The 14,080-nt window shown below is 68.9% G+C and carries 12 protein-coding genes; 4 read left to right on the top strand and 8 right to left on the bottom strand.

Annotation, left to right across the window (positions count from 1 at the left end; all coding sequences use genetic code 11):
• Window position 1: 1 nt before the first annotated feature.
• Window positions 2-994, bottom strand: a complete 993-nt coding sequence (locus MRBLWH12_RS02560; RefSeq protein WP_363551285.1) for a stage II sporulation protein M — start codon at window positions 992-994, stop codon at window positions 2-4.
• A 16-nt stretch (window positions 995-1,010) separates the two neighbouring features.
• Here MRBLWH12_RS02560 and MRBLWH12_RS02555 point away from each other — a divergent pair, with 16 nt between their 5' ends.
• Complete coding sequence (locus MRBLWH12_RS02555) at window positions 1,011-1,820, top strand: RDD family protein (protein ID WP_341975289.1); 810 nt, start codon at window positions 1,011-1,013, stop codon at window positions 1,818-1,820.
• A gap of 22 nt (window positions 1,821-1,842) precedes the next feature.
• Here the strand turns inward: MRBLWH12_RS02555 and ahcY are convergent, their stop codons facing one another.
• Window positions 1,843-3,288: an adenosylhomocysteinase gene (ahcY, locus tag MRBLWH12_RS02550; RefSeq protein ID WP_363545777.1), complete on the bottom strand. Its 1,446-nt coding sequence runs from the start codon at window positions 3,286-3,288 to the stop codon at window positions 1,843-1,845.
• Between the two features lie 88 nt (window positions 3,289-3,376).
• Complete coding sequence (locus MRBLWH12_RS02545; protein WP_341975291.1) at window positions 3,377-3,583, bottom strand: DUF3499 family protein; 207 nt, start codon at window positions 3,581-3,583, stop codon at window positions 3,377-3,379.
• Window positions 3,584-3,661: 78 nt separating this feature from the next.
• On the opposite strand from MRBLWH12_RS02545, the gene MRBLWH12_RS02540 reads away from it, so the two are divergent.
• The gene (locus MRBLWH12_RS02540; RefSeq protein ID WP_341975292.1) at window positions 3,662-4,090 is read left to right on the top strand and encodes a hypothetical protein; all 429 of its coding nucleotides are present in this window, start codon (window positions 3,662-3,664) and stop codon (window positions 4,088-4,090) included.
• A 19-nt stretch (window positions 4,091-4,109) separates the two neighbouring features.
• Here the strand turns inward: MRBLWH12_RS02540 and MRBLWH12_RS02535 are convergent, their stop codons facing one another.
• From MRBLWH12_RS02535 to manA, 4 genes are all read right to left on the bottom strand, one after another.
• Complete coding sequence (locus tag MRBLWH12_RS02535) at window positions 4,110-5,495, bottom strand: DUF5719 family protein (RefSeq protein ID WP_363545773.1); 1,386 nt, start codon at window positions 5,493-5,495, stop codon at window positions 4,110-4,112.
• Window positions 5,492-8,548, bottom strand: a complete 3,057-nt coding sequence (locus tag MRBLWH12_RS02530) for a glycosyltransferase (RefSeq protein WP_363545771.1) — start codon at window positions 8,546-8,548, stop codon at window positions 5,492-5,494. The genes MRBLWH12_RS02535 and MRBLWH12_RS02530 overlap by 4 nt, the downstream gene beginning before the upstream one ends.
• Window positions 8,549-8,648: 100 nt before the next feature.
• The gene (locus MRBLWH12_RS02525) at window positions 8,649-8,966 is read right to left on the bottom strand and encodes a WhiB family transcriptional regulator (protein WP_341978466.1); all 318 of its coding nucleotides are present in this window, start codon (window positions 8,964-8,966) and stop codon (window positions 8,649-8,651) included.
• A 156-nt stretch (window positions 8,967-9,122) separates the two neighbouring features.
• Window positions 9,123-10,250 carry a mannose-6-phosphate isomerase, class I gene (gene manA, locus MRBLWH12_RS02520; protein ID WP_363545769.1) on the bottom strand — a complete coding sequence of 376 codons (1,128 nt, stop codon included), beginning with the start codon at window positions 10,248-10,250 and terminating at the stop codon, window positions 9,123-9,125.
• A 54-nt stretch (window positions 10,251-10,304) separates the two neighbouring features.
• Between manA and MRBLWH12_RS02515 the strand changes: the two genes are divergently transcribed.
• Complete coding sequence (locus MRBLWH12_RS02515) at window positions 10,305-11,726, top strand: O-antigen ligase family protein (RefSeq protein WP_363545766.1); 1,422 nt, start codon at window positions 10,305-10,307, stop codon at window positions 11,724-11,726.
• A complete protein-coding gene (locus tag MRBLWH12_RS02510; RefSeq protein ID WP_363545763.1) occupies window positions 11,723-13,024 on the top strand; it encodes an O-antigen ligase family protein in 1,302 nt (433 codons plus the stop codon). The genes MRBLWH12_RS02515 and MRBLWH12_RS02510 overlap by 4 nt, the downstream gene beginning before the upstream one ends.
• Window positions 13,025-13,029: 5 nt before the next feature.
• Here the strand turns inward: MRBLWH12_RS02510 and galE are convergent, their stop codons facing one another.
• Window positions 13,030-14,019 carry a UDP-glucose 4-epimerase GalE gene (gene galE / locus MRBLWH12_RS02505; RefSeq protein ID WP_363545761.1) on the bottom strand — a complete coding sequence of 330 codons (990 nt, stop codon included), beginning with the start codon at window positions 14,017-14,019 and terminating at the stop codon, window positions 13,030-13,032.
• Window positions 14,020-14,080 lie beyond the last annotated feature (61 nt).

Genomic DNA, 14,080 nt, shown 5'->3' with positions numbered 1-14,080 from the left:
GTCAGCCGGCGACGAGGCGCGGCGTTCCGGCCTCGTATTCGACGAGATCGCCGGTCTCGCCCCGGCGGTGCGCCCGGCCGCCGACGACGAGCATGTAGATGAGGAACACGGCGAGCGCGGCCGCGCCGATCCCGATCTTGACCGGCCAGGGCAACGCCCATCCGGTGACGAAGCCTTCGACGAGACCGGCGAGGAACAGGGCGAAGATCAACCCGATCGCGACCGTCGCCAACGCGCGTCCCTGCTCGGCGAGCGCCTCACCGCGAGTACGGTGCCCCGGCGCGACCCAGGCCCAGAAGACGTGCAGTCCCGCGGCCGCCGCGACGAAGATGCAGGTCAGCTCCAGCATCCCGTGCGGCAGGATGTACAGCACCATCACGTCGACGCGATCATGCACAGCCATCACCGCACCGGCGACGCCCAGGCCCATCGCGTTCTGGACGATCATGTACACCGGCCAGAGACCGGTGACCCCGAACAGCACGCACTGCGCAGCGATCCACGCGTTGTTCGTCCACACCATGCCGGCGAAGACCGCCGCCGGATTCTCCGTGTAGTACCCGGTGAAGCTCTCGTCCGCGTACTGCTGGAGCAGATCAGGCGGGCCGAGCGTCGCGACGAGCTCGGGGTCGCTGGCGATCCAGGCCGCGGTTCCGACCGCGATCGCGATGAAGACGAGGGCTATCACGAGCGTCGTCCAACGCAGCCGATACAGCGCCGCGGGAAGCTGCTGGGTGAAGAACCGTGCGATCTGAGTGAGAACGTTGTCGGAGGCTCCGGTCAGCCGAAGCCGCGCACGGACCAGGATCGTGGAGAGGTAGGCGCCCTGTGGCGTTTCACCGACCGACGTCTTCAGTTCCGCGAGATCCGCGGAGGCCGCCCGATAGCGCACGATGAGCTCGTCGACGCCTGCGCCGTCGAGCCGGGCGTGACTGAGGTGCTCCAACCGCTCCCATTCGGGGCGGCGTGCATCACTGAGCGCATCGGCATCCACCTGATTTACTGTACTCATGTCTGCCTCGATCGACGCCTCCGACGAAGTCCTCTCCGGCGAGGCAGTCGCGATCGATGTGCAGCCGGTCGGCTTCCTGCTGCGCGCGCTCGGCGCGATCATCGACATGCTGCTCGGATTCGCGCTGTTCATCCTGTGGATCTTCCTGCGGATCTGGCTCCTCGACGTCGGCATTCTCGATGAGGCGACCGACCGGATCTCGATGGTCGTCGCGATCGTGGTCAGCTTCGTCGTCGTGCCGATCGCGATGGAGGTGGCGCTGAAAGGCCGCAGTCTCGGCAAGCTCGCCGTCGGCGGCCGGATCGTACGCGTCGACGGCGGCGCCGCCGGCTTCCGGCACGCGTTCATCCGTGCGCTGCTGGGAGTTCTCGAGATCTACATGACCCTCGGCGGCATCGCCGTGCTGGCCGGCGCGTTCAACGGGCGCTCGCAACGCCTCGGCGACATGGTCGCTGGAACATACAGCCAGCGCGTCAGGACACCGAAGCTCGTTCCGCATGCGCCGTTGCTTCCGCCTTCCCTCACCGGCTGGGCGCAGGTCGCCGACGTCGCGCGCCTCCCCGACCGGTTGGCCCGGCGCATCTCGCAGTTTCTGCAGACGGCGCCACGGATGGCACCCGGTGCAAGGGTCCGGGTGGCGCAGGAGTTGCTCGCCGAGGCCGCGCCCTTCGTCTCCCCCATGCCCCCTGTCTCGCCGGAAGAAGTACTCATGGGCATCACGGTGCTGCGTCGCGAGCGCGAACGCCGCGCACTGCAGAACGCCGATCGGCGCGCTGAGAAGCTCACCGGACGCCATATCGGCGTCTGACCGACCGCCGTGGTCGCGTCGCTCAGTACCGGTAGTGGTCGAGCTTGTAGGGACCGTCGACCGGCACACCGATGTAGGCCGCCTGCGCGTCGGTGAGTCGCGTCAGCCGCACGCCGAGCGCGTCGAGATGGAGGTGCGCGACTTTCTCATCGAGCGCCTTCGGCAGGGTGTAGACGCCCGTCGGGTACGCGTCGATGTTCGTGTAGAGCTCGAGCTGCGCGAGCACCTGGTTGGTGAACGACGCGCTCATGACGAACGACGGGTGCCCGGTGGCGTTGCCGAGGTTCATCAGGCGGCCCTCGCTGAGGACCAGGACGCTGCGTCCGTTCGGCAGCCGCCACTCGTGCACCTGCGGCTTGATCTCGACCTTCTCGGCGCCCTCGAGCGTCTCGAGGCCCGCCATGTCGATCTCGTTGTCGAAGTGGCCGACGTTCGCGACGATCGCGAGGTGCTTCAGCGCGAGCAGGTGCTCGGTGGTGACCACGTCGCGGTTACCGGTGCCGGTCACGACGATGTCGACGACGTCGGCGACATCGAGAAGCCGCGCCACCTGGAAGCCGTCCATGGCCGCCTGCAGCGCGCAGATCGGATCGACCTCGCTGACGATGACGCGCGCACCCTGCCCTCGTAGCGCCTCGGCCGCGCCTTTGCCGACATCTCCGTACCCGCAGACGAAGGCGACCTTGCCGCCGATCAGCACGTCGGTGGCGCGATTCAGGCCGTCCGGCAGGGAGTGCCTGATCCCGTACTTGTTGTCGAACTTGCTCTTGGTGACGGAGTCGTTGACGTTGATCGCGGGGAAGAGCAGGTCGCTCGACGCCGCGAGCTCGTAGAGCCGGTGCACCCCGGTCGTGGTCTCCTCGGTGACGCCGATGAGATCGGCCGCGATTCGTGTCCAGCGCGTCGGGTCGGCTGCAAGCGAGCGTCGGAGCAGGTCGAGGATGACCGTGTACTCGTGCGGATCGGATGCCGCGGCCTCCGGAACAGCGCCGGCCTTCTCGAAGGCGACGCCGCGGTGCACGAGCAGCGTCGCGTCTCCTCCGTCATCGAGGATGAGGTTCGGCCCCACCTGACCGGACGACGACCAGTCGAAGATGCGGTCGGTGCACTCCCAGTACTCCTCGAGCGACTCGCCCTTCCAGGCGAACACGGGGACGCCGGCGGGAGCATCCGCCGTGCCCGTCGGGCCGACGACGACCGCCGCGGCCGCCTCGTCCTGGGTCGAGAAGATGTTGCAGCTCGCCCAGCGCACCTCGGCGCCGAGCGCGGTGAGCGTCTCGATCAGGACTGCGGTCTGCACGGTCATGTGCAGGGACCCGGCGATCCGCGCGCCCTTCAGCGGCTGCGCGGCACCGAACTCCTCCCGCAGCGCCATGAGTCCAGGCATCTCGTTCTCTGCGAGACGGAGCTGGTGCCGCCCCGCTCCAGCGAGAGACAGGTCGGCCACACGATACTCGAGCTCTGACATGGCCCCATCTTCTCAGAAGCGGATCGCGTCGATCATCTTCCCGTGCAGGGCGACGGCTGCCGCGATGCGGCCGGCCGACGAAATGCGCTCAGGCGCGGAGCGCCTCGTGACGGACGATGAGCCAGCCCGCCGGCACGGAGACCCGATCGGCGTGCGGAGAGCACAGGTCGTGCGCATGAGGGTGATTGGCGGCGCCCAGCGGCCCGAGCGCGGCCATCTTGTCGCCGTATTCATACGTGATCGTCGCTACGGCCTCACGCGCGCAAGCGACCTTCGAGCAGAGTCGTCCGTCCATCTCTGCCAGAGTACGGGCGGCGGACGACGGCGAGCGGATGCCGCGCCGCGGCCCAGGCGGAACGCCTAGACTTTCGTCATGCAACGTCGACGCACAGCCCGCGCCTCCGCCGCTCCCCGGCGCGGTGCACGGCACGGTCGTCACGGGCGGCTCGGCCGCAGCGAGGTCGTCCGGCCGCCGCTCGCTCCCCTGGAAGGGCGGATCGACCGGTTCGATCTGACCGTCGGCACCGCCGTGGAGTTCCTCCGCGGCACCTGGCCCGAGTTGCAGGAAGTGCGCTTCGAGATCGGCGCGATGCCGACCCAGGAGGCGACCGACGAGGTGCCGCGCTGGCACCTCGATCGTGACGCGCGCCGGATCGTGCTGTTCCGCCTGCCGATCGAGCGCCTGCTCCCCCCGGGGCACGACGACTCCGCCCACCGTCGCATGGCCATCGAGAGTGCCGTGTTCCGAGCCGCCGCCGAGTATGTCGGGCGCGAACCCTGGGACCTCGGACACGATCACTGACGCGTCAGCGCTTCACGGGTCAGGGATAGACCGTGATGCTCTGCTCTGCTCCCGCGCCCGGCCACACCGGCCAGGCGGCGAGCGCACCGGTCGCTGTCATCGTCACCGCGAGATGCACCGGCCCTGACGGCCGTACCGTGTAGACGGAGCGTGCGTCGACCGGCACAGCGATCGAACCCCCGGCCGGCACGAGGATCGTCTGAGGATCCCCGCCCTCCGCTGTTTCGATGGCGACCGTCGACTCGGCATCCGCGTTGCCGGTGATCAGCAGCTGCGGGTTCGGCCCTGACGGCACGGCCACGAGCACCTCGGCGTCGATCTCCGGCGCCGGAGTCACCCACGCGAAGTCGGCACCGCGTCCCTGACCGTCCTGCTGCCGAACAGCGGCGAGGACGGGTGAGTCCGCATCGACCTCGACGGTGTACGAGCCCGCTCCGAGATCTCCGAGAGACACCTGCGCCGGCACATCGGCGGTGAGCGGGACGAGGAACTCCGTCGCGACCGCGGAGGACTCCCCCACCGGACGCACCGTGACCTGCGCCTGTGCATCGGCACCCGGCGCAAGTATCCGCATCACTGCCATCTCCGAGTCGTCGCCGTCGACCGGGAAGACCTGGACACCGGGAATCACGGGATGCTGCTGTGGGCCGGCGACGGCATCCTGCAGGTCGATGCCGGCCGGGTCCAGCGTGCGGGTGAGCGAGGACTGCATCATCGCGCGAACCGGGGAGCCGGTCGATGACATGTGGATCACCGGCGCCTGGTTCCCCGCCGCGATCGATGCGAGGGGCAGTGCGACCTGCGTCGCAGGCGGAACGATCACGTTCGACGAACTCCGCTTGTCGCCGAAGACCGTGAGCGTGACCGTCGCCGCCACGTCGCCGGGGTTGGTGAGGGTCACGATGTCCTCGGTGCCGGTGGCGACGCTGCCTCCGATCAGCCACGATTCGGTGAGGGCCTCGCGGCAGGGCGCCGCGGCCAGGCCGGAGAGGTCGGTCTCGGCGAGTGTCACGGACTCGGCGGCACCGATCAGTGGCGCGCTGCGCCCTTCGACGACGCCCGTGAGCTTGTGGAGCTCGCCCGCCTGATCGAGTTCCGGCATCGACAGAGGAGTGGATTCCGGCACGCCGGCCGAGCCGTCGACGGTGAGCCGCGGCGTTCCCGCCGAGTCCATCTTCAGCGGGTCGCTGGGAACACGGCCGATGGCGCGGAAGTCACCGCTGCACACCAGCACGGCATCGCCGGGAAGAGGCGTCACATCGGCCTGCGCCGGGGTGCTCTCAATGGTCGGCCAGGGAGCAGCGACGGCCACGACCACTCCGACGACGCATGCTGCGGCGACCAGCGTCCCGGTGAGCACGCGGGCGCTGGTCGTCACGACACGGAAAGCCCGGGTCCCGCTCATCGCTTCTCCTCGGTGGTGGTCGACTCCGGATCCGGCGACTCCGGACCCGACTCCGAGCCCGCGGCGGCGGAGTCCTCGGTCTCGGAGTCCTCGGTCTCGGAGTCCTCGGTCTCGGGGTTCGGCTCCTGCTCGAGTGTCTCCTCGCGCGTCGGCGGATCGGATACGTCGACAGGTGCAGCGACCGAAGGCGCGGACGCCGCATCCTCCGCGTACCTCGGCAGCACGAGCCGCTCGTCGGGCGCACGTCCGACGATGCGCGACTGGCCGCGCGCTGCCCGCCGTGACGCTCGCGTCGGAATCGAGAGCAGGAGTGCCGCGAACACGACGATCAGCTGCAGTGTGATGACGAGCCGAGCGGTGGCGGTCTGGGCACCGGTGAGTCCCTCGCGAGCAGTGGCGTCGGCTTCCAGCCGCCAGAGCACGCCGCGATCCGTCGACCCCGCCTGCACGAAGCCGGCACGCTGATCGAGCGACGTCACCGCCGTCGTACGGAATGCCCTCGCCTTGTCGTCTTCATCACCGGGTATCTGGGCCAGCAGCACGTAACTGATACCGAGCTCCGCGAGTTCTGCGGGGGCGTCGAAGTCACGGGCGGAAAGCAGATCGACCGACAGCGCGGTGATGTCGGCACCCTGGATCTCGGTCGCCGTGGAGAGCATCGTGGTCTGCGCACCGAGCGTCTCACTTCCACCCCAGGCGACTTCGACGGCGAGCCCTCCGTCGTTCTGCGGCGTGAGCACGAGCGTTCCGACCTCTCGATCGTCACCGGCCTGAGCGGCGACGTACGCCGGCAGAGTCGATGCAGGGCCGTTCGTGAGTTCGGAGCGGTCGGCGTGCACGGCCGTGAGCGCCGGCAGCGCACAGATCAGGAGCGCGAGACCGGTGACCGAGGTGGCCAGCAGACGCAGACGGGGCATCGTGATCGCGGTGTCGAGGGTGACCAGCGCCGCACCGACGAGACCGATCCAGCCGAGACTCAGCCCGGCCCCCGGCCAGATCGGCACCGGCGTCCCCTGCACGAAGCTCACCTGAATGCCGACAGCGAGGAAAGCTGTGGCGAGGCCGGTCAGGGTCACCACCAGAAGCGTGATGCCGGCGCGCCAGCGCGGTGAGATCGCCGAGACGAGTGCGAGCAGTGCCAGCGGCGCACACAGAAGTGGTGCCCACACGGCGATGGGTGCTGCGATCGGCACGTCGAAGACGACGAACTTCATCCAGCCCGCGAGATCGGTCGTCGGGAACCCCGTGGCGAGCGCCAGCCGACCAGCGGCATCCGCTGAGGCGTGCGGTCCGCCCCAGATCAGCCCAGGATCGCCGAGAAGCGCCCAGAGACTGCCGTGCTGCAGGTGCCAGATGACGAGCGGCACGAACAGCGCGGCTGCCGGAGCCGGCAGCCACAGCAGCCGCAGCGCTCCCCGGATGCGGGCCGTGCTGAGCACGAAGCCGAGTGCGATCATCCAGAGCAGCACCAGCGCCGGTGCCAGCGACGGCGCGCACGCGAGGACGGCGGCGAACAGGACGGATGCCGCACCGGCAGCACCCCACGAGCGATGCGCGACCACAGCGGCGTGGAACAGCCACGGCAGCAGGAGGTGCACGAGCACCGCCGCGGGGCGACCGTCGGAGAGGGCGGTGAGGAAGGTGGGCGCGAGCGCCCACGCGACGCCGGCGAAGATGCGGAGCCCGGCGCGGTCCGTGACGCGCGTCGCCGCGAACCAGCCACCGAGCACCGCAAGCGGCAGCGCGAGCACCCACAACAGCACGAGCGCGAATGAAGGCGCTCCCGGCCAGAGCGACCCGAGCACCGCGAGCACGGCGGCGAACGGGTCGGCGGGGCCGACGACGTCGATGCCGAGACCACGCAGACCCCACGATGCATCGCGCCAGAGCGCTCCGATCGTCTGACGCAGCGGAAGCAGAGCGCCGCCGCCGAGCACCGGCCACGCGAGCAACGGGGTGAAGACGCCGATGCTCACGGCGAGCGCGGCGAGCACCGACCATGCGCCGCCGCCGGAGAAGAAGTGCAGTTCACTGACGGCGCCGCTCTCGCTGCCGTTGCCGTCGTCCAATCGACGGCGCAACTGCGCTCCCGTGACCCGCAGCGGTGCGATGGTGGCCCAGGAGGACGTGCGGAACGAGCGGATGCGGCGCCGGGAACGCGCGACGGCGCCGAACCGGGCCATCGCGGTGAGGGCGGCGCCCCACTCCGGGAACACCGCCTCTGGGCGCTTTCCGATCAAGTGGGTGATCGAGCGCCAGAGCGCGAGGGGAAGCAGCGCGAGCCAGTGCAACGGCAGCGCCGGCACCGGCGCATAGGCGAGCCGGCGGTGCAGTTGCGCGAGCCTGGTGACGTATGCGCGACGGGAGCGGCTTCGCGGGAGCGCGGCGGGGCCGTCCGGTTGCACGGAGATGCGGGCGGTCGGCGCGAGGACGACACGTCCGCCGCCGAGGCGAGCACGCACACCGAGGTCGAGTCCCTCGTCAGCACCGGCCAGGGCGCGGTCGGGTCGGAGGGCGTCGCGCACCTCCGAGCGGATCAGGAGTCCGCGAATATCGGCGCCGAGGGCATCGTCCCCCCGGTCGTGCTGCCCCTGGTCGAGTTCGCCGGCGGCCAGCTCGACGGATCGTCCGAGCGCGGTCATGCTGACGCCGAGGGACACGATCTCGCGCTCGTTGTCGGTGTGCACCAGTTTGGGAGCGACGATCGCCGCGGACGGCGAGCGCTCCAGGGTTCCGGTCAGCCGCTCCAATGCGAGCGGGTGGGGCGCGGTGTCATGAGCGAGGAGCCAGACGGCGCTGCCCTCGGTGACACGCGGGCGGGCCAGCTCGACGGCCTCGGCGAACGAGGTGTGCCCTCGCGCCTCGATGATGCCCTCGACGGTGCTCGCGACCGTCTCGCTCTCACGGGCGGTGGCGGCATCGCCGCACACGACCAGTGTGATCGCGGCGGCCGGAGTGCTCTGCGAACGCAGCGCATCCAGCGTTCGGAGGAGTTGCGCACGGGCTGTGGGGCCGGGGCGCGCGACGATGATGGCATGAACTCGGGCTGGCATGGCGAGGTCAGCCTATGCGGCTGCTGCGGCTCTCAGGAGCAGTGGACGCGGCGCGCCCGCGAAGCCGGCACCCGAGGTCTCTCCGTCTGCGGCGAATTCGTCAGCTGGCGCGGCGCTTGAGCTTGCGGCGCTCGCGCTCGGACAGCCCGCCCCAGATTCCGAAGCGCTCGTCATTGTTCAGCGCGTATTCGAGGCATTCGCCGCGAACGTCGCAGGTGGTGCAGATGCGCTTCGCATCGCGCGTCGACCCGCCCTTCTCCGGGAAGAAGGCCTCCGGGTCGGTCTGCGAGCAGAGGGCGTCGGTCTGCCAGGCGAGAGCATTGTCGTCGTCGGCATCGGTTCGACGAACCCCAGGTACTCCGAGGTTGATCGGATCGACAAACCAGTTCTCCGGTACGTCGGAACGGTATCCCGTCATCTCGATCTCCAACCCTGTTTCCGCCCCCCGGCGGGCCGTGCAATACCTAATTACACCCGTGTCATTCGCATCGGTCAAGTCGCGGATCGTAAAGCCTCAAGCGACTCTTGAAGGTTCTTGAGCTCTCATCGGCGTGTCGCGGGCCCGGGGAAGGCCTCAGCGCCCCGGAGTCGCGATGAATGCCTCGCCGGTGCCGGTGAGCTGCAGCGAGCGTTCATCGGCCGAGGCGAACACAGCCGTACCGACCGCGACCCGATGCTCCACGGCATCCCCGCCCGTGACGACGACGTCGCCGGCGACGCTGAGGACCATGGCCGGGCCCGCCACGTCGATGGTGAGCGGTGCCCCGGTCAGCGTGACACGACGCAGGGCGAAGTCCGCGATCGGAACCGGATACGACGTGATGGCTCCCTCAGAATCGGGGCGGAGCACCGGGACCGCCTCGGTCGTGGTGTCCAGGATCGACAGGAGCTCGGGGACGTCGATGTGCTTGGGCGTGAGTCCGCCGCGCAGCACATTGTCGCTCGCCGCCATGATCTCCACGCCGAGGCCGCCGAGGTACGCGTGCAGGAGACCTGCACGCAGGAAGATCCCCTCTCCGCGGCGCAGGACCACGTGGTTCATCAGCAGCGCGACGACCACGCCTGGATCGCCCGGGAAGGCATCCGCGACACCGACCACGGCACTCAGCACCGGCTCCCACTCCCCCGCGCCCGCATGCGCTGCAGTGCGGGTCGCGGCGATGATCTCGGCGACCTCGCCCTGTGTCGCGTCCGCGAGGAGCCAACCGATGGCGCCTCGCAGGACATCGCCGGTTCCGTCGAGGCGAGCGCGCAGCGAAGCGACTCCCGGGACGTCACCCAGAGCATCCAGCATCCGCAAGGTTTCAGCGACCGGGCGCAACCCGCTGAGCGCTTCGAAGCGCTCGCTGAGTGCCACGATGAGCTCGGGCTTGTGGTTGTCGTCACGATAGTTGCGATGCAGGTCATCCGAAGCCAGCCCCGCTTCGCGCGCCCAGCCCGCCCGCGCCTGCTCGATCGTGGGGTGCACCTGGATCGACAGCGGCCCACCGGCCGCGAGGAGCTTGAGCAGGTAGGGCAGCGTGCCGCCAGTGACGGTGTCCAGAGTGCCGCCACCTGCCAGGTCGGCCGGGTCCCCGGGGTGATCACCGAACCAGACCTCCGCCTCCGGCGCACCGGACGCCTCTCGGCCCTCCAGTCCGGCCAGGAGCGTCGGCGATCCCCAGGAGTAGTCACGCGGAACGTTGGTGAGACTCAGCAGCATGGCACCCAGCGTAGAGCCACCGCCCGCACAGTCCGGCGCTGTAGCCTGAACGCGATGGCGCAGTACACGAAGCACCCGGTGGCGGCCCTGCCCGCCCCACCGGAACGCGAATCGACGGGGCACCTGATGCTGCGCGCGTACGCGGTCGCCGTGCTGTTCGTGACGTTCGCGCACTCCGCCGTATACAACCTCCTGGGCGAGGCCGGTGCAGCAATCGTCCTGATCGTCTTCACGCTCGCGACGCCGGCGATCGGCGTCCCGATGCTCGCCCGCAACCGTCCGCAGCCCTTCGCCTGGCGCCGGTTGCCCTGGGCCGCCCTCGGCTACACCGCGCTGGCGCTGATCTCCGTCGTCTGGTCGCAGTGGCGTGGGCCGACACTGCTCACCTGGATGCTGCTGGCGGCGGTCACCGTGAACGCCCTCTTCATCGCGCATGCGCTCACCTGGCACGAGATCGTGCGGGCGTTGTCCTCGGCCTTCAAGTGGATCCTCGGACTCTCGCTCCTGCTCGAGCTCTGGGTGTCCCTCGTCGTGCACGGACCGATCCTGCCGAACTTCTTCGAGCGTCCGGACGGCAAGATCAATGCGCACTGGTACTGGGTGCGCGGAAACCTCTTTGACGGCGATCGCGTTCAGGGCATCGTCGGCAACTCGAACCTGCTCGCGATCATCAGCCTGTTCGCGCTCCTCACCTTCGGCATCCTGTTCGCGGCCCGTGCGCGCCGGCGCACGATGCTCGCGCTGTGGACGCTCCTGGCCGCGTTCTTCCTGTTCCGCGCCGGCTCGGCGACGGCGTACGCCTGTGCAGCCGCGGCCGCCCTCGTGCTCGTCGTCGCTCTTCTCATGCGCCGTGCGAAGACGCCGGGAGCCCGCACCCGCCTCTACGTCGTGTTCATCGGCGGAGCCGTCGTGGCGGTCCTCGCGATCTGGCTGCTGCAGAAGCCGCTGCTCGCGCTCCTCGGCCGCAGCGCCGACCTCACGGGGCGCTCCGACAAGATCTGGGAGAAGGTCCTCGAGCGAGCTGCGGAGCATCCGATCTTCGGAAACGGATTCTCGAGCCCGTGGGTGCCCTTCGACCCCGCGTTCGCCGGATGGATCGAAGACCACGGGATCACGGTCTTCCACGCTCACAACATGTGGCTCGATGTCCTGATGCAGCTCGGCGTCGTCGGCGTCGTCCTCGTCGCCCTGGCCTATCTGAGCCTCTTGTGGCGATCGTGGTTCTTCGCGATCGACCGCCCCCGATGGGACTTGCAGGCCGACCGCTCGTACTCCGCGCTCACTCTCCTGCCGAGCCTGTTCACCGTGGTGCTGCTGGTCCAGGGGTACGCGGAGTCGACGCCGATCATGCTGTGGGGGTGGATGCTGCTCGTGCTGCTCTCCTTCAAGATCAAGTCCGTGCCGCTGGTCGGCGTCGGACTCAGTGAGCGCCAGCGCGTCACCGATCACGGCGAGCGCCGGCGGCGGGTTCCGTGACGACGCCGCGGCTGCGTCTCGGGCGTCTGCTCGGTTCGGCGGAGATGGCACGGGCGTTCACCCTCGCCGCCCTCACAGCGATCTTCGGCTCGTTCGCCATCCAGCGGATGTCGTCGTCGGTCACGCTCGCCGCGATCGTGACCGTCCTCTGCGTTGTGGGAGCGGGCATCCTCTTCGTACGCCGAGAAGAACTGTCGCTGCTGCGGATCGCGCCGTCCTCGCTGCTCGCGTTCATGGGCTGGGCGCTGGTCAGCATCTTCTGGACCACCGACCGGACCGACACGTTCTTCGCCTGGTTGTCGCTTCTCGGTTTCGCCTTCCTCGCGATCACGATCGGACACATCCGCGACACCCTGCAGACGGTGCGGGCGATCGGCGATGCGCTGCGCGTCCTGCTGGGCATCTCCCTGGGGCTGGAGATCCTCTCCGGAATCCTCCTCGACGTGCCGTTCACCTTCCTCGGCATCCAGGGGCAGCTCGCCGCGGGCGGGCCAGTGCAGGGCATCTTCGGAACCCGCAACATGCTGGGATTCGTGGCCGTGATCGCCCTGATCACGTTCGTCATCGAATGGCGCACCCGGTCGGTGACCGCAGCGACCTCGGTGGCGTCTGTCGGATCGGCCGGCTTCCTCGCACTCCTCTCGTCCTCCCCCACCGTGCTGGTCCTCGCCGTGGCCGTGGGCATCGCCTCGGTGGCCCTGATGATCGTCCGGCACGCTCCCGCCGAGCGGCGCAACCTCGTGCAGTGGGCGCTCGGCGCGGTGGTGGCGCTGGGACTGACCTTCGCGTTCGTGCTCCGTCACCAGATCATCGCGATGATGGACGCCGGATCCGACTTCTCCGTGCGCGCGACGCTGTGGAACACGATCCTCGACTTCACCGCTGTGAAGCCCCTGCAGGGCTGGGGGTGGTTCGGCCCCTGGCAGCGCGGCGAGTACCCGTTCACCTACATCAACTTCCAACTCGATGAGCGGCACGAGACGGCGCTGAACGCATACTTCGACGCCCTCCTGCAACTGGGCGCGGCAGGACTCGCGCTGTTCCTGCTCCTGGGTGGAGTCGCGCTCATCCGGTCCTGGCTGGTGGCCAGCGTCCGTCGTCCGGTCGTCTACGCCTGGACCCCCCTCGTGCTGGTCACGCTCGGGGTCGATTCGATGTTCGAGAGCTTCACACTCGCAGGGACCGGTTGGTTCATGCTGGTGCTGTGCGCGCTCCGAGCAGGGCAGTCCCGGTCCTGGCGCGAGCAGATCGACGCAGTGCACACCGGCGTCATTCCGATCCTGCGTCCGGAGCGGTAGACCGGTCAGCGCAAAGTGCGGAGCTTCTGCGCCCAGGTGAGGGCGTCGCGCACGCCGTCGTCGAGAGAGCGCTCTGTACGCCACTTGAGCAGGCCCTCCGCCCGATCTACGATCGCGAAGGCACCCGCCTGGTCACCGGCTCGACGCTCCGTCTCGACGACCGCCACAGGTTCGCCCTTGACCCTCTCGAATGCGCTGACGAGTTCGCGCACCGTCACACCGGCCCCGGTCCCCAGGTTGATCACCTGGTACGGTTCCGTGGCCGTCGCGACGTCGTCGAACGAGGTGACGGCGGCCACGTGGGCGAGTGCAAGGTCCCAGACATGGATGTAATCCCGGATGCCTGAACCATCGCGAGTAGGCCAGTCCGTTCCCGTGATCGTGAACGGCTCGCCGGCCGCGTGTGCTCGCATGATCCTGCCGAGGACGTGAGAAGGCAGCGGGTTCTGGAGCCCCGTGCGCATCTGCGGATCAGCACCGATCGGGTTGAAATAGCGCAGCACGATCGCGCGGAAGTTCGCCGCGGCGGCCGCATCGGCGAGGATTTGCTCGACCATAGCCTTGGTCGTGGCGTACGGGCTGGAGGGCGCAAGCTCTCCGGCCTCGTCAACGCCTTCGCCTGCCTCGCCCCGATACACCGCGGCCGAGGAGCTGAAGACCACACGCTTGATCCCGGCTTCGTGCACCCGGCGCAGGAAGACGATCGTCTTGCCTACATTCGTGTCGTAGTAGCCGAGGGGGTCCACGACCGACTCCGGTACGACGATGCGAGCGGCGCAGTGGATGACGGCATCGATATCCGGATGATCGGAGAAGATGCGATCGAGGATGTCGTGGTCGGCGATGTCACCGACGTAGAGCGAACGACCGTCGCCAAAGGTGCGCATGCCGGTAGACAGGTCATCGATCAGAATCGGTTCGATGCCGACGTCGGTGCATGCCGTCGCGATCGTAGACCCGATGTACCCGGCACCGCCCGTGATCAGAATCTTCATCGCGGTCATGTTACCGGTCAGCGCATGTGAATCCCTGAGCGCCGCGTGCTCCCCACAGATC

Origin of the sequence: Microbacterium sp. LWH12-1.2 (assembly GCF_040675825.1) — a bacterium.
Taxonomy (GTDB): Bacteria; Actinomycetota; Actinomycetes; order Actinomycetales; family Microbacteriaceae; genus Microbacterium.
This window is presented reverse-complemented; position numbering and strand designations above follow the sequence as displayed.

Coding starts and splice junctions, on each gene's coding strand:
- ahcY (WP_363545777.1), bottom strand. CDS start 3,288: ATGTCAGAGCTCGAGTATCGTGTGGCCGACCTGTCTCTCGCTGGAGCG.
- galE (WP_363545761.1), bottom strand. CDS start 14,019: ATGAAGATTCTGATCACGGGCGGTGCCGGGTACATCGGGTCTACGATC.
- MRBLWH12_RS02535 (WP_363545773.1), bottom strand. CDS start 5,495: ATGAGCGGGACCCGGGCTTTCCGTGTCGTGACGACCAGCGCCCGCGTG.
- MRBLWH12_RS02545 (WP_341975291.1), bottom strand. CDS start 3,583: ATGGACGGACGACTCTGCTCGAAGGTCGCTTGCGCGCGTGAGGCCGTA.
- MRBLWH12_RS02555 (WP_341975289.1), top strand. CDS start 1,011: ATGTCTGCCTCGATCGACGCCTCCGACGAAGTCCTCTCCGGCGAGGCA.
- MRBLWH12_RS02530 (WP_363545771.1), bottom strand. CDS start 8,548: ATGCCAGCCCGAGTTCATGCCATCATCGTCGCGCGCCCCGGCCCCACA.
- MRBLWH12_RS02525 (WP_341978466.1), bottom strand. CDS start 8,966: ATGACGGGATACCGTTCCGACGTACCGGAGAACTGGTTTGTCGATCCG.
- MRBLWH12_RS02515 (WP_363545766.1), top strand. CDS start 10,305: ATGGCGCAGTACACGAAGCACCCGGTGGCGGCCCTGCCCGCCCCACCG.
- manA (WP_363545769.1), bottom strand. CDS start 10,250: ATGCTGCTGAGTCTCACCAACGTTCCGCGTGACTACTCCTGGGGATCG.
- MRBLWH12_RS02540 (WP_341975292.1), top strand. CDS start 3,662: ATGCAACGTCGACGCACAGCCCGCGCCTCCGCCGCTCCCCGGCGCGGT.